Raw genomic sequence first — 19,500 nt, 5'->3', positions numbered from 1 at the left:
TCCACCCCCTTTTAAACGTCATACATATTGATTAACTTCCCAAAAACTTCTCCACATAAGGCATGGGATCAACTTGCTGAAAATCGCCATCTTCTTTAACATGAACTTCGAAATGCAGATGGACTCCAGTCGAATTGCCGGTAGTCCCCATTTTTCCTATGACTTGTCCAGCCTTCACTTCTGTTCCAACCGGGAGCCCCGGTTCCATCAGGTGAGCGTAGTATGTCCGCATCTCATCTCCATGCTGAATAACAACCAGGTTTCCGAAACCGCCGATACCATTTTGGGAAACTACCACTTTTCCGTCCATGAATGCCACAATCGGCTGTCCAAGGTCATTTCCTCCGGCCACGTCAATACCAGCATGAAAATCCCGGTTTCCCCTTATTGTTCTGTAACCATAATCTGAAGTGAGGTTTTTCGTGTGAGGCACCATCCATGCCATATCTCCATGGATTTCTACACTGCCTCCCTCTTTAGGTTTGTATCCATCGTTATACAACCGGTAGTAATACAACACATCATCTGCATACCAGGTGGCGTGGTTATAGGCCAACAACGATTCTCGCAAGCCTTCATCCCCGTTGATATAGGGAGCCAAATGGTTGGCGGCTGCGAATATCGCATCCTCCTCTTCCCATGGACTTGCCTTACCATTACCATTTGCATCTATCCCGAAGCCCCCGTACTCTTCAATTTTATCTGGATCTGTTTTAATTTCTTCAGGTATCTCGACACCTCCCAGACCTTCGCAGGACGGATATTCCCAGCCTAGCCAACTGCAAGGCATGAACTGCATATGACCTTCGGCGTTAACCGGAGAAACCATATCAATGGAAGAGAACACCGTTTCGACTCGATGAACCGCCGCCAATAGAAGCCAGGGTATCCCGTATTCCTCTCCAGCATCTTTATAAATCGGAATGAACTGTTCCGGTATTTCTTCTTCCGCAATCGCGGAAGGGATATTGGGATATAGATACTCTTCCTCCTCCCCAAACTCAAAACCAATGACAAATAATAGTAGGATCCCCATACCAAACAAGATGGCTAGACCGCCTAGGAATCCTAAACCGATGAATGAACCTACTACCCATTTGATTATCTTTCCCATGGCTATCCACTCATTTTAATAAGGGACATTCAACATGTAATTCTGCACTTTGAATGACCCTTCTTCCTCTTCCATCTGGAGTGTATAATCCATGCTTTCTTCGGCCGTTTTATTTCCCCCACTGTCAAAAACGTTTCCTTGTACACGTACTTTCCAAATTAAATGCTCCTCCGTCGGTTCATAGGGTTCATAAACATCGATGGTCTCCACTTCCTTATAGGACACTGCAGCTGTCGGTCTCGGATTTTCATTCTTTAATTCCTCGTACATGTCATCAGTCATATATGGTTTGGCATTTTCGATATGTTCCAGTGGCTCTTCCCCTTGAAAGGAATAATACTTTTCTACAAAGTTTCTAGCTGCTTGACGAGATGCCTCGATTGCCTCTTTAGAAAAGTAATCGGCATATTGCCCTTCCGGAGGGATGAGCGTATCCATTTCAGGTATGTCGATTTGTACCTCCTCATGGTGTTCCTCCGTGATTAAATCACTTTTCTTTGGCTGACTGTTTGGTGCGGAATCACCCAAAGAGTCATAACTTCGAACTTCCTCGCTCTGTTCCTTCCTGGAAGAATGATTAGACTCTTCTTCCAGTTGTTTTTGCTGGTTACCAACGAAAACGGCATAAATAAAAAGCGCAATGGCAACCGCCATCACGCTGTACACGATAATGTTTTTTGTTCTGTCACTCACAACTCGGTCACCTCTTTCCTAATCCAACGTCGGGTAGTCATCTTCCTTTTCTTGTGGTGGCATCGATTTCTCCAAAGAAATCATATTGGCTGAATCCGTATCTCTTTCCTTTACTTGATTCCGGTGTCTATTAAGATTTGTTGTATCTAACTCCGGCGGCTCTTTCATAGATGGCTTAGTTTCCTTTGGCTGAATGGATGTTCCTGCAGGGATCTCTACTGAGTCGGTAGATGCGATATGTCTTTGTTCCTCCATAGGTGGGACTGAACTACTTTCAATTTCCCTCTCCGATATACCTCCTTCGCGGGTGCTGCCTTCCATTTCCGCTGACCCTGTGATTGGTGAAGTTACATTTTCCCTATATAAATCAGGAGTTTCTTCCATCCACTCACTTACTTTATAGGAATCATCATTGAGTACTTCACTTTGGGCTGGATCAACAGTCGGGGTGCTCGGGATATAATTCGCCTCGTCAGCATACATATCCGGTGTATCCTCTACCGAGTCATTTGATATAGGTGGTTTTTGTACACTTAGGTGTTCACTTTTTCTCTGGGATCTCATTCCGTCCATAGGTCGGAGGCGAGGATACTGTTCCTCTGATCCCCTGTTATCTCGATTTACCTTTTCCTTCATTAGTTCATTCTGACTGGAGGAATCGGACTCCTTTATATTCTTAAGGCTTGCATTATCAGACGGCAACTTTCGTAAGGAGGCCATTTGATGTGAACGGTGAGCATGCATTCCGCTTTTGGCAATGTCACCGACATTCCCCTCTCCAGTTGCTGCCCTTCCTATTGCCCCGCCTACATTCGCTCCCGCAATTGCTCCTGCTCCGCCAGTTGCCACTGCCCCAACTGCTGCTCCTGCCGCCGTGCTGGTTCCCTGTACACCCTTTTTCAACGGGTTTGTCAAACTGCCCATTCCTTCTCTAAGTTCCTGAACACCTTGAGATCCAGCTGAGAATATGTTTCTAATCCTATTCCGTAGAAGGAAAATAAGGATTAACAATACAAAGTGGATGAGGGCCGCGGCAGTATAGGCTTCCACTGGTCCATTGTTATCTGCCACTACAAAATCAGCTTCGTACAATAAATCGGATATGGCAAAAATGACAAGGGCTGTAAATGATACGACTATTTTAAGAACCAATGGCAATCCCAATTCAATGAAATACCGTTTAACCACATTAAACTGTCCTGGAATTGCCCCAAACAGCAAAGCGAAGGGGGCGAAAATAGCAATCAGCATGAACCAAAACTGAAAGACCAGCAAAGCAATGGATAGCAAGTAAATCGGAATGGACACGACGCCATTGATCCCCAAGTACATAACCGTAAAAGATAGCCGAGAACGGATATTATCGTAAAGTAAATGTTCATTCTGATGAACTTCTAACTCATTTGATATAGCTGAATATCGTTCCTCTGAATTTGGCTGTTCCTTTAAAATATTATTCACCCTATTAACAGCTTCGCTCTTGCTATCAGCTAAACTGTTCAAGTCGGTTTCCCCATACATCATATATAAATAGGGTCGATCTATAAACAATCCCCAAATGTTATCCTTCATTCCATCTTTTAGGCTCTCTTCATCTAGACGAGAGGTTGTAGAAGGTTGGGCTCCATCATCCACGTCCTGGGAGTTACCTGCTAAGACTAGAGAGCTTGCCTGCGTAGTGATTTGGTTCAGCCCAGTTAAAAACGGAGAGTAGTTTGTAAATAACAGAATAGCAACCGTTAAAGCAAGTGTGGTCTGAATAATCGTTCCAAGTGATGCAAACATTGATCTTTTCCATAACATGAGAAACGCTGCATAAATCACCGCAAACACGGCTGCAAAGATGGCTAGGTTGCCGAAAATACCGGAGCTTGTGATATGGCCATTCCCGCTTATTCCTGTTATGCCCCCCACGATATCGTCTAGTTTCTCAATGATTGTATTGATGAAGTTAAATTCATACGCAAAATCTAGGGAGGAGAGCATGAAGTTAGTCATAAGGATGTTCATATCAAATGCGATATTTGCTAGATAGTTAAACATTTCACTCATTTTCTGGGATATTTCGTTTGAATCCAAAAACCATAGATTGCTTTTGATGTTATCCATAAAACCTTCATCTTTAGCAAAGTCTTCCGGGACTGCATCCAAGTGATAATAGGACTTGCCCTCTTCCTTAAAGTTACCTAGTTGCTCTTCCCCATCCTCATTTCCTTGCCTGTCTTCAGCATGAATTGGGTGATTAACCCCTATACCGGTAGTTAATAGAGTCACAATCAATATAATCTTAGTTATCCTTTTTAAAGTCGAATTCCTCATATTTACGCATAAAAATAATCCCTTTATTTAAAAAGGGATTATCCAGAGCGATATGCCTCCTCTCGTACTTTATTCAAAACCGTACTCATCTTCATTTGATTCCTCTGACTCTTCAAATGGATGGATAACCGTACCAGACTCAGAACTTGGTACATCATCAGGTAACTGTCTATCTACGTATTCTTTTACTTTCCATTCTCCCTTCTCATTTTGTTTCATACTTATAAAGTTATAGTCGCCATCATCAAATTCGTAGCCATTCCAAGGTTGAACATAATAAATGACTTCTCCAGATTCATCGTTATAAACATTATCGTAACGACGTATTTCATACTCATCATTTAATTTGCTAAAATTCTTAAATTGGTCAGAGTATTCACCTTTATATTCTTCATAATCCTCTTCCTTAATCATATCCCTAGCATGAAGATCACTGCCATCTTCTTTCACAATCCCTGTAACATACGGCTCGTTTTCAAGGTTTTCTTGGCCAGCTGGTGACAACATGGAATGTGCCTTAGGGATATTCAGCTCAAACCCAGCTTGGTAGAACTCTCGTGCTATTTCATCGGTTTCCTCAAATACCTTCTCCTTTTCCGTTTCAGCAGATTCGTCCGAACTCGCATCACTGTTTGATGAGCATCCAACAATCGTTAACAAGCTAACACTCAACAATATCAGCCCTATCAATTTCTTGTTCATGTGTTCACCCCTCTGTTAATTTAGGAAATTTAGGAAGTCTGCATCAACTCCCTTTTTCGTTCTTCCTCCGTAGCTGTGGAAGAGTCAAAAGCCTCTATCAGATCTCTAAATATTGCATCGACATGGATGACCGCCGATCGGCCGAATATATCCTGAAACAGGGCATCTCCACGCTCCAGATTCTTCAGAATATCGATATTTTCCTGTGTCTGGGGTAAGTTGAAGTAATTCAGCATTTCTTTGGCTTCCTCCGTTTTCCTCAAGCCAAAGCTGAACTTCATCCCCATGTTCGCAACTTCTTTTCCGTGGTCAGAAGCATTTTGGGACCCTTTAATAAGCGTAGTGTTGTAGTAACGTCCCATCCGTACGATGAAATCCATCAATTCCGCACCTACTGCACTCCGCTCAATTACACTGGCTTCATCCTGCAAAATGAACTTGTGCTTCATCCGGTCCTGGTTGAACATATATTGTTTGGTGAATGCAGTTAAAGATATCATAATCGCTTCAGAGATTTTGTGCTGCGGTCGTAACTTCTTTGCCGAACCGCTGGGAAGATTCAAGTTCTGAACCATGAGTACCTGGATTGGTACCCCCGTCTTCAACACTTTGTATTCCTGTCCAACTTCTCCAAACAACAATTTGGCCAGCTGGTTGCGACGCAGGGTTTCCAAGGTGCTCTTCAGCCTCTCCACCGACGTATGACGCACCGAGGTCATATGCTCGTGCTGCTCTTCATATATGTTCTGCAGATACGTAATTACTGCACCGATACAAGGGTCGTCCTGTTTGGCCACTGCCTCGATAGCTTCACTTAGCAACGTATACGCATCGTCATCGATATTCACGTTGACCAGGTGGGACAGGATATCCATGCAGATGTCTTTGCCCTCTTCGATGTTCGTACTGGTACGGAACGGATCCAGAGAGCCGGCATCCCTTTCATCGGTGCCCATTTCCCAGACCGAAATATAGTCTTTCGGGATGTAAGGCAGCCCATTCTTCCAATCCTTCCGGTCACCTTTCGGGTCAATTATCAACCCCTGCGAGCCCGTCAGAGTAGCCAGATAGACGAATAGATTCATGAAAAAGGATTTGCCTTTCCCCGTCATCCCGGCAACCAGTACAGATATGGAATCAAAGACGTTGTTCAGATTCTCGTAAGCTTTCGCCGCAAGGTCCGGTTTGATGAAAACAGGCTTATGAAACTGCTTGGTATAACCAATATAGAAACCACGGTTGTCGCCGATATTCGTAGTCGCCCCGAACATCATCCCTGCTAGAACGCTCGGTGATACATGCATTTGGTAATCTTTATTGAAGGATTTAGAGCCAGGGATTGTCTCCATCATAAGATTCAATTGCTCCCCGTATGGAGGAAGCACGGAAATGCCGAACCGGGAAAGTTCGTTGGTCAATTGCTCCACGCGTGTGTTGAGAGTCTTCTTATCCTTAGCACTCACCTTGAAGACAAAAGAACAACTGTAACCCGGCTGCCCTGTCTGTTTAAAGTAATTCTCCATCTGGATGGCGCCCTGTTCCGATTCGTTCACGCTTAGATCAACCGCTTCTTCTCCCTTGGCGGCTTCCTGCCGCTGATCCTTGAATTCCAATCTGGCATTGCTTAATTTCTTCCTTATGAACTTGTTAGATTGATAGTTTGCCCGTATAGATATGCCGATGGGGAAAGGCATGCGGGCTTGAATATGATACAGCCACTCGAAACCCGGGTGCATGCTCATATCATCCATGTTACTGCATATCACATACTGGGAATATAGGTCTTCCACTTCATTATCAATGATTTTACTGGATAGCAGGGTCTTGGGACCGACTTCTTCAATATTAGCATTTTGCAAGTCAACAAATGCTTTTTCTTTCGGACGTACAGCTTCATGCTTGTTCTCTTTGTAATCCATTCCTTCTACTGGGTAACCGGACGTGAAACCTTTTCGGTATGTGACATCCTGATGAGTCGGAGAGACGGAATATGTTTTTTCTGCTAAATAAATGATTTCTGCAGAGGTGGCTGGTTTCACCATCGATGAAAATCCGTTTACCATGTTCACGATCAAGCTCTCCGCCTGTTCCTGGTAGGCTCGGATAACTTCCTTCGGGATATCGTATGAATCCAATCCAACTGCATGATACACCGGGGAACTCAATCCCTGTAAAAAGTTTTTCAGCTGATAGATAGCCGAGTTGCCTACATTCAAGGATTGAATGCTGTTTTTGGCTGGGTCCAATTGGACACCCAAGTAATGGACATACTCTCCCGACTCGTTCCTTGACCGTTGTTGGTTCAGTTCATCCTCCACTTGCTGCATCAAATGAATACCATTGTCTTTTAACGGATAATCCAGCCGTTCCAATTCCTGTTTCGTCTGGTTCATGATACCGCTGACATTCATGGGTGTCGGATCGATGAGAAAATGCAGGTCATGCCCGTTATTGGATAAAAACCCCAATTGCCTCTGGAATGGTTTTATTTTATCATCGAAATCCAAAAAGTCATAGCCGAATCCTTCAATCCGGTAGTACGCCCAGACCGTTTCATCCCGGGCAAATACCAGATTGTCTTCGATATGCTTCATCGGAAATTCTAGAATACTGGTACGCAATTCTATCTCCTCCCAATCTGGTTTACTTGTAGGTAACGAACCCACTGTATCGGTATCTTCTCTTCCTCCATAAACTCTTCTTGATGCCATAGGTGTAGTGACCATGAAACACATGGTTCTTTTCTTTTGGTATTGCTCTCCCCCGCACATATGTGACTTGTCGTGCCTGCCGTAGATGATAGGAAATCAGCGATCGGAAGAAAGCTATCGGAGATCGATTTTCTGTCCCCACGTCTGTTAACAGCCAGGCAAATGTTATGGGCAAGACAAACAGGATGCCCGGCGGCAGCCATTGGATCAATCTGCCAAGCACTGGTGTGACATACCAAATTCCTTCGATTGCTCCGAATGCGAGAAAGTATAGTAAGCCTTTCAGCGACACCGGCCTTCCGAGTTTCACTCCAAAAATTTGGTAGATTTTCCGCTCAAACTTCAGGAAGTTATTGATGACGTACAGCGGAATACGTTTCTCTTCTCCTTCTCTCATTCTTCTCTCTCCTCCTATACTTGTACCAGTTAAGGAGGAGCAAGTGTCATGCCCCTCCACTGGTACAACGTCTCTTATCCGCCCCCGATATTCAATTTATCGCTGAACCACTCAGACAAGGCTAAGATCGAGGAAGGATTCAATACAAAGATGCCGATAAAAGCACCGGCAATCAGGACACCTACCGCAAAAATCCATGCCCGTTTGGCAACGGCCACGAGCAGCAATACCAGGATGACGAAAAACAATACATATTGTAATTCGCCTGTGAACCAGTTAAATAATGATTCTAGTGACACTGCACATCATCTCCTTTCCGATTTGGTCAGTAATTTATTCATTGGCCATCTCCTCTATCTGCTGTTCTGCGTTCAGTTTTGAGACAACGTAATGATTGTCCCTTTTCTCCACCACCAGTTTATAAACCGCTCTGAACGCAGTATTCAAGTTCGGCTCCTCGAAGGTAGCTTCCGAAATGACGATAAACTGATTGTCCTGCTCCCCTTCATACACTTCTGCATTGTTCACTTCTACAAACTCCACAGCCCCGTTTAATCCGTTTCGATGGTCTTCGTCAGTCAGGATATAACTGAGCTGGTCTTCCGAATCCTCCACATAACTTGTAAAGAATGTTCCCAGAAAACCCTCGATGTTCTCGACCTCGCTATTGTCTTTAACAGAAGTCAGTGTCGTTTGGTATCGATTCTCATCTACTTCTACATCTGTTTCCTCTACGACATGGGTGATGAATGGCAGCTCGTACACTCCGTATGAACTTCCGTTAAAGATGACCGGGACTGCAAAATATTTACTGATGGTCTCTGTCTCCTTCTCCTTTTTCATTTGCATGCGGACGTCAAAGATAATATGTGCTTTCCGGTCGGTGATTTCGTCCACTTGGCGGAGATTAACCCCCTGAACACTCGAGTTCCATTCCAGTCCTTCGGTGATCAGTCCTGCCTGTTCATCCAACCCATCGGCCAAGTACCGGGAGAGTCGCTCTTGGCGATCCTCCCAGCCTTCGTTATCTGACTTCCATGTGAAATAGTTTCTCGCAAAGCCTTTTGCAAACTGAATCGCCTCCGGTTTTGTTGCAGGATTCAGACTTACTTCCATTTGTTCTTCCTCGGTGGACTGTGCCGAGTTGGATTCAGAGGTGATTGTCACCAGCACGACTAAAAACATGAACGAAAAAAGGAGCCAGAAGGTAACAGCTCCAAGCTTTCTCATTCGATAAGTTTTTGGACGTATCGGTTTTTCTTTCTTCGGTTTTGCAGTTGCGAACTTTTTCAGCCTTTCCCATAAGCCTATGCTATCCGAGTCTTTATAAAGCTTCTTTTTCTTCTTTTGAATATGGTTCATTGCTCATCTCCTTTCTGCCCTCATCTCTTTATATCCGCTTGTTGGATCCAAACACGATGAAAATGGCGATAATAATCACAAAAGTGGTCACTGCGCCATAGCGGACTAACGACATATTATATAACTGCACAATATGCGCTTTGAATTCCTCCCACAGTGGCTGCAATGAAGGGAATTCTTCCAATACGAGGCTTCCGACAATGAGGAATAGAAAAATCCCCAGTATCAGTGCAAGAAAAAAACGAATCAAACTGCTCTCCCCCTTCCTTTTACTACTTATCTGAGTTGAATCCGCAAGCTGTCTGCTATTCCACATCCCCCCTTTCAAGGCAATAAAAATACCCTGTCTCAGTCAGACAGAGCATTAACCATGCAAACTATTTAATTACCGACCGCTTTTTAGCTTGGCGGGCCTTCCTCTTTCCTTCTTTGCGCAGATACCAGCTTATAATTTCCAGCTGTGTCTTCTTTCCCTTGATATCCTCCCATTCCATCATTGCCATCATTTGCTTTAATACAGGGAGCGTCAGCAACTCCCTTGGTACGATGGAATCATCCAATGTCTTATTGATCGCCTCCATAGTCCTTCTCATATGCTGAATGACTTCTTGTTGTTTCGTTATCTTATTCTTCTTATTTCTGTTATAGCTTATCCGGCATATATTATAGATCCCCAACATGGTCATAAAGATGACGGTCCAGGAAACGGCAGCTACCAGATTTGCAATAAAGTTTATCGGTCCCAAGGATGACAGCAATCCAGTTTCCCTTACGGCTAACCCCATTCCTACAAGGAAGCATATCAGAAGAATACAAGGGGCTAACTTCCAGAAGCTTGATGTTTGCCAAGCATAACGGTAAAGACTCAATCGGCCTGCTTCCTTCTTTTCCTTCCACTCATACAAATTATTTCGGCAGTTCTCGATATACGGGTTCCCAGTTTGAATGAGGTCCGTCCTTAACAACATAAGCCGATATGTCTTTTGTATGTTCAAGGTTCCCAGTCGGTTCATTTTCTTAATTAATCTGTTGAGCCAGAAGCGATTCAATCGTATCTTTTTCGGGATTCTCACTTATCACTCAGCCCTTTCACTCGTATTCATCAACTCCAAAAGAGGAGAAAAAGGCATTGGCGGTATCAGCAATGGCTCGATCGCTCATATCCTCTTCTTCCTTATCTGTTGCTACCTCCGACGTATGGTTGCTTTTCTCCTTCCATTGATGGATAATCTCTTGGTGACTTTCCATTTGCTCTTGTATTTTTCTCAGTTCCCGCATGACCTGTTCAAATTCCCCTTGCTGATTCTGTTCTACATGGAGGTATTTCACCGCCATTCGCAACAGAAACCGTATGGCTTCGCTTCTTTTGTTATCGGGCAGCCCTTCGAGAAACTCATAAATCGCTTCATCTTTATCCGTCAGGCGGAAGCTATACCGTTTCTTCCAATTCATTGTCATGGGTTATCCCATCTTTTTGGCAGGCTGCTGTTGAGACAGGGCTTTTCCCAACCGCAAGTATCCGATAGCGTTCGCAAATTGATTTTCCAACACTTTTTCCAAACGGTGGTCGAAATGGGGCTGGATAAATGATTCAAACAGCTCTCCTCCCCCTCCAGCGAGGAAAACGGCATCAAATAAGTCACTCTCTTCTGCCCAAACACCCTTTAACCGGTCCGTTATATTCGCAGCAATGGACTGCTTGCTGTTTTGAATGGCTTCCGAAAATTCAATTCGTTTCCCTTTATAGGGAAGAAATTCATTCTTCAGTACCCTGCTGATGTTCGATTCACTTAAATCGGCTCCGCCCGTTGTGGTCTTGAATACCTGGCGGATATCCCGATGCAGGTTGATGACCCCTTCATCGACCGTCCCAGATAGCTTTGCCTTGGGAACGAATGAACCATTCTTCTGCATCTCCACTACGACAAAATCAGTGGTCCGGAAACCGATGTCAATCAATGCAATCATATTCCCTTCTTCCATCAGCTGCGGATAGACATATTTACCTTCATGAGTGCTGAAAAAATTGCTGATGCACCCTGCGGGAAAACCATCGCCTGATGGATGTTGATCCTCTTTTCTCTTTCAGCCAATGGCCCAGTCTTCCACCTAGTAACCGGCTGTATTCCTAAAATAGACTGCCGGAATTCTTTCGCCTGTGACTGATAGAAGTCCAAAGGCAATCCTGTAGAAACTTTTACCATGTCATCTTCGGTCACCATCTGGATCGCCGCGTTCAGTAATATCTGCGTGTAGATGTGACTGAAACGTTCCCGTTCAAATATACGGGAAGCTGAGCGTGATTCTTTCGCCAATTCTCCTACAAAATATGCCTCCTCCTGATATTCCAGATGGATATTTTGGATGTCATCGGGGGTTTCACCCAGAACACTCGTAATACTTCGGTCAAAGCCTTTCCCGACCAGAGAAGGAAATACGATTCTCCTTCCCGATGAAGATATTGCCTTCACATATCCGTAACCCAAGTCAACTGCAACTTGTTCCATATCTATGTCCTCCTTTTAGTTTAGATTAATTAAAAATATCCAGTAATGGCAAACTGGTTTACTTGTTCGGTGCAAACTGCGAATCACATGGAGTAACATGCTAAATCACAGAAATATCTAAGGACATTCACAGTAGGATTCATACAAAAAGAGCTTGGGAATTAAAAGTTCCAAGCCCTTTTTATCACATAACTAACGCACACGCTTGTTAGCAAAAAATTTTTTAATCGAAAAATTCCATATGTGGTTTCTCTTGTTTGTAGTAATCCAATCTATCTTGCAATGTACCTGTATGAAATTCAAATTTATGCCCATCTGGGTCTGTAAAATATATGGACTTTTTATCTCTCCCATCTCTCGGACGACCTGATAATATATTTACATTTAATTTCTTTAATCTGTTGTAGATTTCATCAAATTCTTCCTCTTCGATTGAGAAAGCAATATGTGTGTAGGATTGATGTATTTCATTACGGGGGATGTCTTTTTCTACATTAAGAGCAAACCACATTCCGTTTACATAGAAGTAAGCCGTTTTCCTACCCTTTACTAATAGTTTTGCATTAAATACACTTTTATAAAACTCTATAGCTTTTTCTAAGTCGGAAACTGAAAATAAAAAATGATTAAGCCCTCTAATCGACATTTTCTCACCACCTAATTTAATTAAAATATCCATTATCACAAGGCTAAATCCAATTATTTAATATCGCTCTCCTAATAGGAATATAATAAATCAATTGCTGCTTGTGTTGAACTAATTAACTCCGGATTCCCTTTTTGCTTCCTTATTCTAAGAGCCTCTAAGAAGCATTCTTCTGCTTCATCTAACCTTGACAATTCCATAAGGCACTTCCCCTTATGCTGGTGTACGTAGTCTATATAGTTATCCATATTATTACATTGGCATCTTTCCAAGGCCTGGTTGAATTTGTTTAGTGCCTCATTATGATTGTTATTATATTTTAATGCTTCCCCTAGCCGTATTAGTGAGACTATCTCTTTTGATGTTAGCTGACCTTCTTGAGCATAATTAAGACAAAAGTTAAGATTGTTAATAGCCTTTTGCGGTTCCCCATTTATCCTGTACAAATTACCAAGTGTCCCCCGCACAAAGTACTTTTCTTCCTCATTTAACGTACTTTTCAATAACTCGATTGCTACATCAATATACTGTTGTAATCTAACCGCATCTTTGGTCTTCTCTCGAAGAAACTGATTATCATCAAAGTAAATAATTTCATTTAAACACGAAAGACTATTTTTAAAATCTGTTAGCATTCTACTGCCCCTTTTCTTCGATAAAATCAATATAGCCGTATCTAAAAAAGACGATCAATTTGATGATCGCCTTGTTAAACTCTTGCGCTCGCTACGCTTAATAACGGTGTTTCAATCTACAGTACAGTATATGTTACTTGAAAATTTGTAATACCTTGCCTTTTCCATGTTCGGATTTAACTTCTGCGTATGCTCCGTTTATGAAAGTAATTTGTGGTGGAACATGACCACAATCAACATCGTATAAGATAGGAATTTGAAGCTCTTCTGAAAGTTCTTTATAAACATCTTCAACTGTATAATTTGTAACAGACGTATTAGCTGAACTTCTACCAAACAAAATGCCATTACAATTGTCAAACCAACCAGCTAATTTCATTTGTACAAGGGATCTACGTAGATCAGTCGTTGATAACTCGCAGTTTTCTAGAAACCAAATGACAGAATCTCCTTCAATATAATTCTCTTCAAAATTCCGTACATCCCCATATGGTGTACCAGCTAAATGCCTAATTGTATCAACACATCCACCAAGTAAACGCCCCTGTATCTTCACTTTATCGTTAACAGTTGATTTCCAGTAAGTTTGTTCTGTTAGGTTGAAAATATAAGGAGTCGGGTTATCAAATTGCCATTCCTTTTGATATTTTTCCGATGACCGTTGAAGGATTGATTCACCCTTTTTGGTAGACAAAACTGATTGCCACATTGCTGTCGTATCATCAGAATACTCTCCTCTTAAATCCACTAAATTTGTTCCATGGGCAGTAGCAACGCCAGTCTTCAATGTGATCGCTAGCAATAGTAGACTAATATCAGAGTAACCTAATACCCACTTATCCTGTATATTTTCAAAGTCAATATATTCAAGTGTTTCAATAAGTAGTTCTCCACCCCAAGGAGGAAAGATTAGTTGGATATTTTCATTAAGCATCATTTTATTAAACTCTTCTGCACGCTTCTTAGCGGATGCAGACTTTGCCTTATTCTGAACCCAAGCAGTTTCACCACTAATGATGTTAAAGCCTTTCTTTTCCATACTTTTAAATGCAGCATTCAGCAATTCATGTAATTCACTTGAAACTCCAGATGATGGTGCAGTAACCCCTATAGTTGCCCCTTGTTCTAAGAAAGGGTATTGTATCATGCATAGCCCCTCTATGCTTTTCGTTATTTTTGTATCACTTAAGTTAGAAATAATGAAAAAATTTTTTGCCACTCAAGAATGTTCCGTTAGTTGAAAAACGAATTATTATTTGTTTTCAGATCTTTCACCATTCATTTTATCATTTATCTTCAACTCCTTCATTTAGCATACTCAACCAAACACGTAATTGCAGAAAAATCATAGTCAGAAATAATTTTTCACCCTTGCGAATTCTGCTGTAACTTGTTTACACCTCTTAAGTGAATTCGTTAGGTTATAGCTTCTGTGTCTATTTAGAAGAGAATTAGTAGTATGTTTCTAGTGATATACAATAACGATAGAATCGCTGTTATTCGATCAAGGATGATGAACATCAACGGATTAGTGCTTATACCAAGTGATTTTTGGGCTGGGTAAAAAAACTTCACCCTCCCGGTCAGCATATCACCTAGAATATGAGCCAATATCCCGGCACTGGTTCCCAGCCATACCCATTTCTCCGTAAGATGATACAGTAACATTCCAGCCAGAACTGCAAACAGCAGGGAATGGGTAATCGTCCGATGACCAAACACTTTATTGATTGGATAAGCAATGGGCAAGAAGAGTCTACCAAACTTGGATTTGGGCTCATCCAAATCGGGAATGACTGCCGCTACTCCTCCTATTAGTGCTCCTCGCCAGTCTCCGCCCGTAATGAGATGACCGGCTACCATTCCGGATAGGCAGTGGGTACTCCATTCCATTTATGCTAACTCGTTCTCTCTTAATTGTTCCGTGATTCTCAGTTCTATCTCATCTACCCAGCCTAAACACTCCGTGCAGATGAACCGGTCGTTTTTCTCCTCTACATCCTCGCTCTGACGCTTGCAGATTGAACAAGAAGTCTTCATCCTCCATCCCTCCTTATCTCAGCCAAAAACCGTTTCACGGCCTGTTCTGTCTCCCTTTCAAAGACACCGTTGGATTTACTCTGCAAATACCACAAAAATCTTTCTAATTCATTCACATCTATCAATCTATTTTGACTCATGCTTTCACATCCTCTCTATTTACACAGACCACAGAATCCTCCTGCCTGATTAAATATTGCCTATTGCATAAGAAGACTTATTTGGGTGGAGGTTATTGAACCAGCCCCATTTAACCCCTTTCGTATTTTCCTGTCCCCTTATTTAGAGAAGTTCACATGATGATATTGCGAGACCTAGTCCCCCCTAAAGCTTGAGCGTCGATCACCAATCTCAGTTGTATATATAGAGAGTGAGAATAGGAAACCATGCATGACATGGCGATAAAACCTGCCACATCAACTTTTGCAGGAGATTTAGGGTGTGGCATTTTCGCCACACAGGTGTGGTTTTTTTGCCACACCCCTTCTTCATACGTCTCCCTTTGTTTCAGGTGTGGTTATATTGCACACCCTCACAGGCGATTCTTTTCCAATCTTGTTATATCAACGATTTGACGTGTGGTTATAGACCACAGATACTATTGCTTCTTTAGTTGCAGATAGGTTTTTCTTCGATATAGCCTTCCGAATTCGCTGCCATGTTTCAACCATAATTTCCAGGGCAGGTACACCTTTTTACGTTCCAAACGATCAAATTCCATGACCAGCCTGGACAAGGTGGCATTTATACGGTTGCGGTCTCCCGAATAGATAATTTCAGGATTCATAAATAAAGGCCGCTGCGTAACACTCCGCTTATATTCCTTAATCTCCTGTACATTCGCAAACTCGAACAGCATCCCTTTCTGTAACAGCCGGGATATCAGCTTGCTAGTGGATGTCCTTTCCCTATCCAGGTATCGGGCGATGTTGGAGATGCTCATGAATTCATTACTTTCCCTATCAATGATTGCGTTGGAATGCAACTGCACCAAAGGCATGAGGGAGAGGAGTAGCCCTATCTCGCTGTTCGTCAGCAGTTTGCTTTTTATCACGGTGTCCAGGTTTTCCTGTATGGCCTGACAGAAAAGCGCGTGGTTTTTCTTCCTCATCTTAAAAAGGCCATACCCCTGTTCATTCGCTTTGCTCTCCTCCAGGGATATGGCCGTTAAATCTATATGGTTTTGCGTATCTCGTAATCTGGCTTGATGCTCAGCTTGTTGAAAATCGTTCTTCCTGCTCATTGATCCTTCCACTCATTTCCATCCATATTTCACTGACTAAGAGCTATCCCTTCCTTTCTACATTTTTGCCTCTCCTCTAACCGAACCAACCGCTCAGCCAGCCTGCTATTTCTCTGGGCTATTTGGTTGTTTTGAATGGCTATATTCATTGCTTTCTCGGTGCCGATGAATATCACCTTCTCTCTCGCTCTTGTCATCCCAGTGTATATCAGGTTGCGGGCCAGCATCACATAATGGCTGACGGTGACTGGCATGATAACGATGGGGGCTTCTCCACCCTGCGATTTATGGATGGTTATAGCGTATCCCAATTCCAGTTCTTTGACGGCATTCCGGGCATAGGAAACAACATTCCCATCGAAATTCACTTTCATCACCTCCACCGGGTCGCCGTTATCATCCCTTTCACTGGTAAAAGATTGAATGATCCCCATGTCGCCATTGAATACTTGCTTGTCATAATTCGTTTGAGTTTGTATCACTTTATCTCCTGTGCGAAACAGCCTTTTGCCCACCTTCCACTCGTTTTTCTCAGGTGACGGGGGATTAAGAGCCTCCCGCAGCTTTTCATTCAACGCTATCGTCCCCACAGGCCCTTTTCTCATTGGGCTTAACAGTAGAATGTCTGATAAGGAATAGCCCATTTCCATGAATCGCTTGGCACTTTTCACCATTAATTCTGCTATCTTCACCGGATCTTCCTGCAAAAGAAAAAAGAAGTCATCTTTTTCTTTATCGAAAAGTATGGACTTCCCTTGATTGATTCGATGAGCGTTATTAATGATTTGGCTTTCCTGTGCCTGCCGGAAAACCTCTGTAAGCCTTACTGTTGGAATACCTGCATGGATCATATCTCTCAGCACATTCCCCGGGCTGACAGAAGGCAATTGATCAATATCCCCTACCATCAATACTGTCGTGTCGGGGTCAAGCGCCTGAAAAAGATAACTGGCTAAACTGACATCCACCATCGACATTTCGTCCAGCACCAATAATTTGCATGGCAGCTTGTTATCCTTGTTATATTCCGGACGTTCACCCTGCCGGTATCCAATCAACCTATGAATCGTGGAAGCTTCATGCCCGGCAACCTCAGACAATTTCCTGCTCGCCCTGCCGGTCGGTGCCGCAAGACTGATTGCAGCTTTGGGGTACATTTTCTGATAGATATCGATCATGGCCTTTACCACTGTCGTTTTCCCCGTACCGGGACCACCAGTCAGAATAAGGATTTGTTCACGAAACAATTGCTTGATGGCTTCCCGTTGTTTTTCTGCGAGAATCATTTGGTTTTTCCTTTGATACTTTTCCATCTGCCTGTCACATTCGGGCATACCTCGCCCATACCGTGAACCTCTCATTTTGGAGAGTTTCCGGCTCAATTTCTCTTCCTGTTGATACAGGAATTTCGGGTATATACATTCGTCTTCGTTGACGATGAGTTTTTCTTCCGAACACATTAAGCTGTCTTCCAGCTCGTCCATGGAAACCATCTCGGATGGTTCCGACTGATGATTCAAAGCCCTTTCCGTTTCTTCCAGCCATTCTTCTTTGGGGATATACGTATGCCCTGACTCCATACACCTTTTCTGTAAAACATATTGCAAGCATGCTTCGATACGGTAGCCTGATGTCGGCATAATCCCTATCCTTCTAGCAATCTCGTCCGCTTTTTGAAACCCCACCAGATCTAATTCTGTGAGCTTGTAGGGATTTCTTTTGAGGATGGCCAGAATATTCGCCCCATACTCCCGGTAGGCTCGCAAAGCCATGTTCGCGGTGATGCCATACACGAGCAGTTCTGATACGATTCTCTGTACTTCGAAGGTAGATATCACACTACCCACAATCTTCTTTGCCCGTTTCTTGCCTATCCCCTTGATTCCTGTAAGGCAAGACTCCCGTTCCTCGGAAATAATCTCTAACGCTTTGCCTCCGAATTGCTGGACAATCGCTTTTGCCTGTTTCTTGCCACATCCCTTGACCATCGATGAGGTGAGAAACGCCAGAATCTGTTCTTCAGTCTGCGGGATAGGCCTTTCCCAGGATTCCACAGCAAACTGTTCCCCGTATTTCGGGTGGTTGTCCCATGTCCCTCTCACGGCCACCGTTTCCCCTTTTTCCACACCGTAGATATTCCCCTTGATTTTTATGTCTTCAGACTCCGTCCGTAAGACTGCAATCAGGAAATCCTCGTTTTGATACAGGATTCGAGTAATCGAACCGGTTTCTTTCTTCATTCCAACACCGCCTCGGGATAATTCGCCCATCGTCTCAAACGGTGAAGGAAATCAGTGGGGCTTTTCCATGTGGCTGAATGCGTACCAGTCCCTATTTCTTTCCTGTACAATTGACGGAACAAGGCGACAGGCAGACGAACCATCTCCCGCTTGTTTTTGATGAAGGCCTGGATTCGCTTCATCATAGGTAGAGGTGCTTGTTTAATATCCTTCACTTCCTCCACTACATCCGTATGCATGTCCTCAAGGGATTCATCCAGCGATTTTCTCTCTTCACTATCTTGCGACTGGTTCACCCGTTCCAACAAAATATTTTGTTCTTCCAGGTGTTCCTCATAAGAAAGGATTTCATTGAATTGCAGTTCCACTTCCGGTGACATTTCCACCTCTTCAAAAAAAGCATCAACTTCCTCTTGAGGGATGTTCATCTTGCTCGGAAAACCGGACACTTTGGGAATAGATTTGATCAAGTGCCACAAATGGTTCGGCAGATAATGGAAGTTGTTCTCCAATTCGATAAGGATATACCCTTTTAAAACACTTCCGATTTTCTTGGAGGAAGGTCGCAGATTTTTCAGTCTTGCCGTCAAGTGCTTGATCTGTCTGCGGTACTCGTCCATTATGTCGGAAGCACCCGTAGAGGCTTTCATTTCTTCGTACGCGACACGTAAATTGCTCAGACTTGCTTGTATCCGCTGTACAAATAAATGATTGGATATATCTGTATCGGTTAATTCGCTAATATCCATTTCCTTCCCCGTCTGAGTAAATGTCTCCAACGCATAAATCGCTTTAACTGCATCATCACCCAATCGTGTTAACAGGTCGCCAAGCATCTTCTTGACCGCTATTTCAGATCCTGTGCGCACTTGAACAGCAAAGAATGACATA

22 protein-coding genes are annotated in these 19,500 nt (G+C 43.1%); all 22 read right to left on the bottom strand.

Annotation, left to right across the window (positions count from 1 at the left end; genetic code table 11):
* Nucleotides 1-31: 31 nt before the first annotated feature.
* The 22 genes from ACFODW_RS04340 to ACFODW_RS04235 all read right to left on the bottom strand — a co-directional run bounded on the left by ACFODW_RS04340 (nucleotide 32) and on the right by ACFODW_RS04235 (nucleotide 19,499).
* On the bottom strand, nucleotides 32-1,114 hold the full coding sequence (locus tag ACFODW_RS04340) for a peptidoglycan DD-metalloendopeptidase family protein (protein WP_390303499.1): 1,083 nt from the start codon (nucleotides 1,112-1,114) through the stop codon (nucleotides 32-34).
* Nucleotides 1,115-1,129: 15 nt separating this feature from the next.
* Nucleotides 1,130-1,807: a hypothetical protein gene (locus ACFODW_RS04335; RefSeq protein ID WP_390303495.1), complete on the bottom strand. Its 678-nt coding sequence runs from the start codon at nucleotides 1,805-1,807 to the stop codon at nucleotides 1,130-1,132.
* 18 nt (nucleotides 1,808-1,825) lie between these two features.
* A complete protein-coding gene (locus tag ACFODW_RS04330) occupies nucleotides 1,826-4,126 on the bottom strand; it encodes a CD3337/EF1877 family mobilome membrane protein (protein ID WP_390303492.1) in 2,301 nt (766 codons plus the stop codon).
* 69 nt (nucleotides 4,127-4,195) lie between these two features.
* Entirely contained in the window at nucleotides 4,196-4,828 is a 633-nt protein-coding gene (locus tag ACFODW_RS04325; protein WP_390303489.1) for a hypothetical protein, read from the bottom strand.
* A 29-nt stretch (nucleotides 4,829-4,857) separates the two neighbouring features.
* The gene (locus ACFODW_RS04320) at nucleotides 4,858-7,449 is read right to left on the bottom strand and encodes an ATP-binding protein (RefSeq protein WP_390303486.1); all 2,592 of its coding nucleotides are present in this window, start codon (nucleotides 7,447-7,449) and stop codon (nucleotides 4,858-4,860) included.
* Between the two features lie 22 nt (nucleotides 7,450-7,471).
* On the bottom strand, nucleotides 7,472-7,936 hold the full coding sequence (locus ACFODW_RS04315; RefSeq protein ID WP_390303483.1) for a TcpE family conjugal transfer membrane protein: 465 nt from the start codon (nucleotides 7,934-7,936) through the stop codon (nucleotides 7,472-7,474).
* A 74-nt stretch (nucleotides 7,937-8,010) separates the two neighbouring features.
* The gene (locus tag ACFODW_RS04310; protein ID WP_390274425.1) at nucleotides 8,011-8,235 is read right to left on the bottom strand and encodes a TcpD family membrane protein; all 225 of its coding nucleotides are present in this window, start codon (nucleotides 8,233-8,235) and stop codon (nucleotides 8,011-8,013) included.
* Between the two features lie 34 nt (nucleotides 8,236-8,269).
* Nucleotides 8,270-9,298, bottom strand: a complete 1,029-nt coding sequence (locus ACFODW_RS04305; RefSeq protein ID WP_390303480.1) for a conjugal transfer protein — start codon at nucleotides 9,296-9,298, stop codon at nucleotides 8,270-8,272.
* Between the two features lie 28 nt (nucleotides 9,299-9,326).
* A complete protein-coding gene (locus tag ACFODW_RS04300) occupies nucleotides 9,327-9,548 on the bottom strand; it encodes a hypothetical protein (RefSeq protein ID WP_390274428.1) in 222 nt (73 codons plus the stop codon).
* Nucleotides 9,549-9,675: 127 nt separating this feature from the next.
* On the bottom strand, nucleotides 9,676-10,167 hold the full coding sequence (locus ACFODW_RS04295; RefSeq protein ID WP_390303477.1) for a hypothetical protein: 492 nt from the start codon (nucleotides 10,165-10,167) through the stop codon (nucleotides 9,676-9,678).
* Nucleotides 10,168-10,387: 220 nt separating this feature from the next.
* Nucleotides 10,388-10,756, bottom strand: a complete 369-nt coding sequence (locus ACFODW_RS04290; RefSeq protein ID WP_390303474.1) for a hypothetical protein — start codon at nucleotides 10,754-10,756, stop codon at nucleotides 10,388-10,390.
* Between the two features lie 3 nt (nucleotides 10,757-10,759).
* Nucleotides 10,760-11,266 (bottom strand): hypothetical protein, encoded by a 507-nt coding sequence (locus ACFODW_RS04285; RefSeq protein WP_390303471.1) that lies wholly within the window; start codon nucleotides 11,264-11,266, stop codon nucleotides 10,760-10,762.
* Between the two features lie 14 nt (nucleotides 11,267-11,280).
* The gene (locus ACFODW_RS04280) at nucleotides 11,281-11,805 is read right to left on the bottom strand and encodes a ParM/StbA family protein (protein WP_390303468.1); all 525 of its coding nucleotides are present in this window, start codon (nucleotides 11,803-11,805) and stop codon (nucleotides 11,281-11,283) included.
* Between the two features lie 223 nt (nucleotides 11,806-12,028).
* Nucleotides 12,029-12,451, bottom strand: coding sequence for a FosM family fosfomycin resistance protein (gene fosM, locus ACFODW_RS04275; RefSeq protein ID WP_390303465.1), 423 nt, complete (start codon nucleotides 12,449-12,451; stop codon nucleotides 12,029-12,031).
* 71 nt (nucleotides 12,452-12,522) lie between these two features.
* The gene (locus tag ACFODW_RS04270) at nucleotides 12,523-13,086 is read right to left on the bottom strand and encodes a tetratricopeptide repeat protein (RefSeq protein ID WP_390303462.1); all 564 of its coding nucleotides are present in this window, start codon (nucleotides 13,084-13,086) and stop codon (nucleotides 12,523-12,525) included.
* Between the two features lie 133 nt (nucleotides 13,087-13,219).
* On the bottom strand, nucleotides 13,220-14,233 hold the full coding sequence (locus ACFODW_RS04265; protein WP_390303772.1) for a S66 family peptidase: 1,014 nt from the start codon (nucleotides 14,231-14,233) through the stop codon (nucleotides 13,220-13,222).
* A 293-nt stretch (nucleotides 14,234-14,526) separates the two neighbouring features.
* Complete coding sequence (locus ACFODW_RS04260; protein WP_390303460.1) at nucleotides 14,527-14,979, bottom strand: metal-dependent hydrolase; 453 nt, start codon at nucleotides 14,977-14,979, stop codon at nucleotides 14,527-14,529.
* The gene (locus ACFODW_RS04255; protein ID WP_390303457.1) at nucleotides 14,980-15,126 is read right to left on the bottom strand and encodes a hypothetical protein; all 147 of its coding nucleotides are present in this window, start codon (nucleotides 15,124-15,126) and stop codon (nucleotides 14,980-14,982) included.
* Complete coding sequence (locus ACFODW_RS04250; RefSeq protein ID WP_390303454.1) at nucleotides 15,123-15,266, bottom strand: hypothetical protein; 144 nt, start codon at nucleotides 15,264-15,266, stop codon at nucleotides 15,123-15,125. The genes ACFODW_RS04255 and ACFODW_RS04250 overlap by 4 nt, the downstream gene beginning before the upstream one ends.
* 458 nt (nucleotides 15,267-15,724) lie before the next feature.
* Entirely contained in the window at nucleotides 15,725-16,381 is a 657-nt protein-coding gene (locus ACFODW_RS04245) for a hypothetical protein (protein WP_390303451.1), read from the bottom strand.
* Nucleotides 16,382-16,398: 17 nt separating this feature from the next.
* Entirely contained in the window at nucleotides 16,399-18,609 is a 2,211-nt protein-coding gene (recD2, locus tag ACFODW_RS04240) for an SF1B family DNA helicase RecD2 (protein WP_390303448.1), read from the bottom strand.
* Nucleotides 18,606-19,499 carry a transcription termination/antitermination NusG family protein gene (locus tag ACFODW_RS04235; RefSeq protein ID WP_390303445.1) on the bottom strand — a complete coding sequence of 298 codons (894 nt, stop codon included), beginning with the start codon at nucleotides 19,497-19,499 and terminating at the stop codon, nucleotides 18,606-18,608. The genes recD2 and ACFODW_RS04235 overlap by 4 nt, the downstream gene beginning before the upstream one ends.
* Nucleotide 19,500 lies beyond the last annotated feature (1 nt).

Origin of the sequence: Virgibacillus sediminis, assembly GCF_042643265.1 — a bacterium.
In the GTDB taxonomy this organism is placed as follows: Bacteria; Bacillota; Bacilli; order Bacillales; family Amphibacillaceae; genus Virgibacillus_O; species Virgibacillus_O sediminis.
This window is presented reverse-complemented; position numbering and strand designations above follow the sequence as displayed.

Coding starts and splice junctions, on each gene's coding strand:
- ACFODW_RS04340 (WP_390303499.1), bottom strand. CDS start 1,114: ATGGGAAAGATAATCAAATGGGTAGTAGGTTCATTCATCGGTTTAGGA.
- ACFODW_RS04330 (WP_390303492.1), bottom strand. CDS start 4,126: ATGAGGAATTCGACTTTAAAAAGGATAACTAAGATTATATTGATTGTG.
- ACFODW_RS04325 (WP_390303489.1), bottom strand. CDS start 4,828: ATGAACAAGAAATTGATAGGGCTGATATTGTTGAGTGTTAGCTTGTTA.
- ACFODW_RS04315 (WP_390303483.1), bottom strand. CDS start 7,936: ATGAGAGAAGGAGAAGAGAAACGTATTCCGCTGTACGTCATCAATAAC.
- ACFODW_RS04305 (WP_390303480.1), bottom strand. CDS start 9,298: ATGAACCATATTCAAAAGAAGAAAAAGAAGCTTTATAAAGACTCGGAT.
- ACFODW_RS04290 (WP_390303474.1), bottom strand. CDS start 10,756: ATGACAATGAATTGGAAGAAACGGTATAGCTTCCGCCTGACGGATAAA.
- ACFODW_RS04285 (WP_390303471.1), bottom strand. CDS start 11,266: ATGATTGCATTGATTGACATCGGTTTCCGGACCACTGATTTTGTCGTA.
- ACFODW_RS04280 (WP_390303468.1), bottom strand. CDS start 11,805: ATGGAACAAGTTGCAGTTGACTTGGGTTACGGATATGTGAAGGCAATA.
- fosM (WP_390303465.1), bottom strand. CDS start 12,451: ATGTCGATTAGAGGGCTTAATCATTTTTTATTTTCAGTTTCCGACTTA.
- ACFODW_RS04270 (WP_390303462.1), bottom strand. CDS start 13,086: ATGCTAACAGATTTTAAAAATAGTCTTTCGTGTTTAAATGAAATTATT.
- ACFODW_RS04265 (WP_390303772.1), bottom strand. CDS start 14,233: ATGATACAATACCCTTTCTTAGAACAAGGGGCAACTATAGGGGTTACT.
- ACFODW_RS04260 (WP_390303460.1), bottom strand. CDS start 14,979: ATGGAATGGAGTACCCACTGCCTATCCGGAATGGTAGCCGGTCATCTC.
- ACFODW_RS04255 (WP_390303457.1), bottom strand. CDS start 15,126: ATGAAGACTTCTTGTTCAATCTGCAAGCGTCAGAGCGAGGATGTAGAG.
- ACFODW_RS04250 (WP_390303454.1), bottom strand. CDS start 15,266: ATGAGTCAAAATAGATTGATAGATGTGAATGAATTAGAAAGATTTTTG.
- recD2 (WP_390303448.1), bottom strand. CDS start 18,609: ATGAAGAAAGAAACCGGTTCGATTACTCGAATCCTGTATCAAAACGAG.
- ACFODW_RS04235 (WP_390303445.1), bottom strand. CDS start 19,499: ATGTCATTCTTTGCTGTTCAAGTGCGCACAGGATCTGAAATAGCGGTC.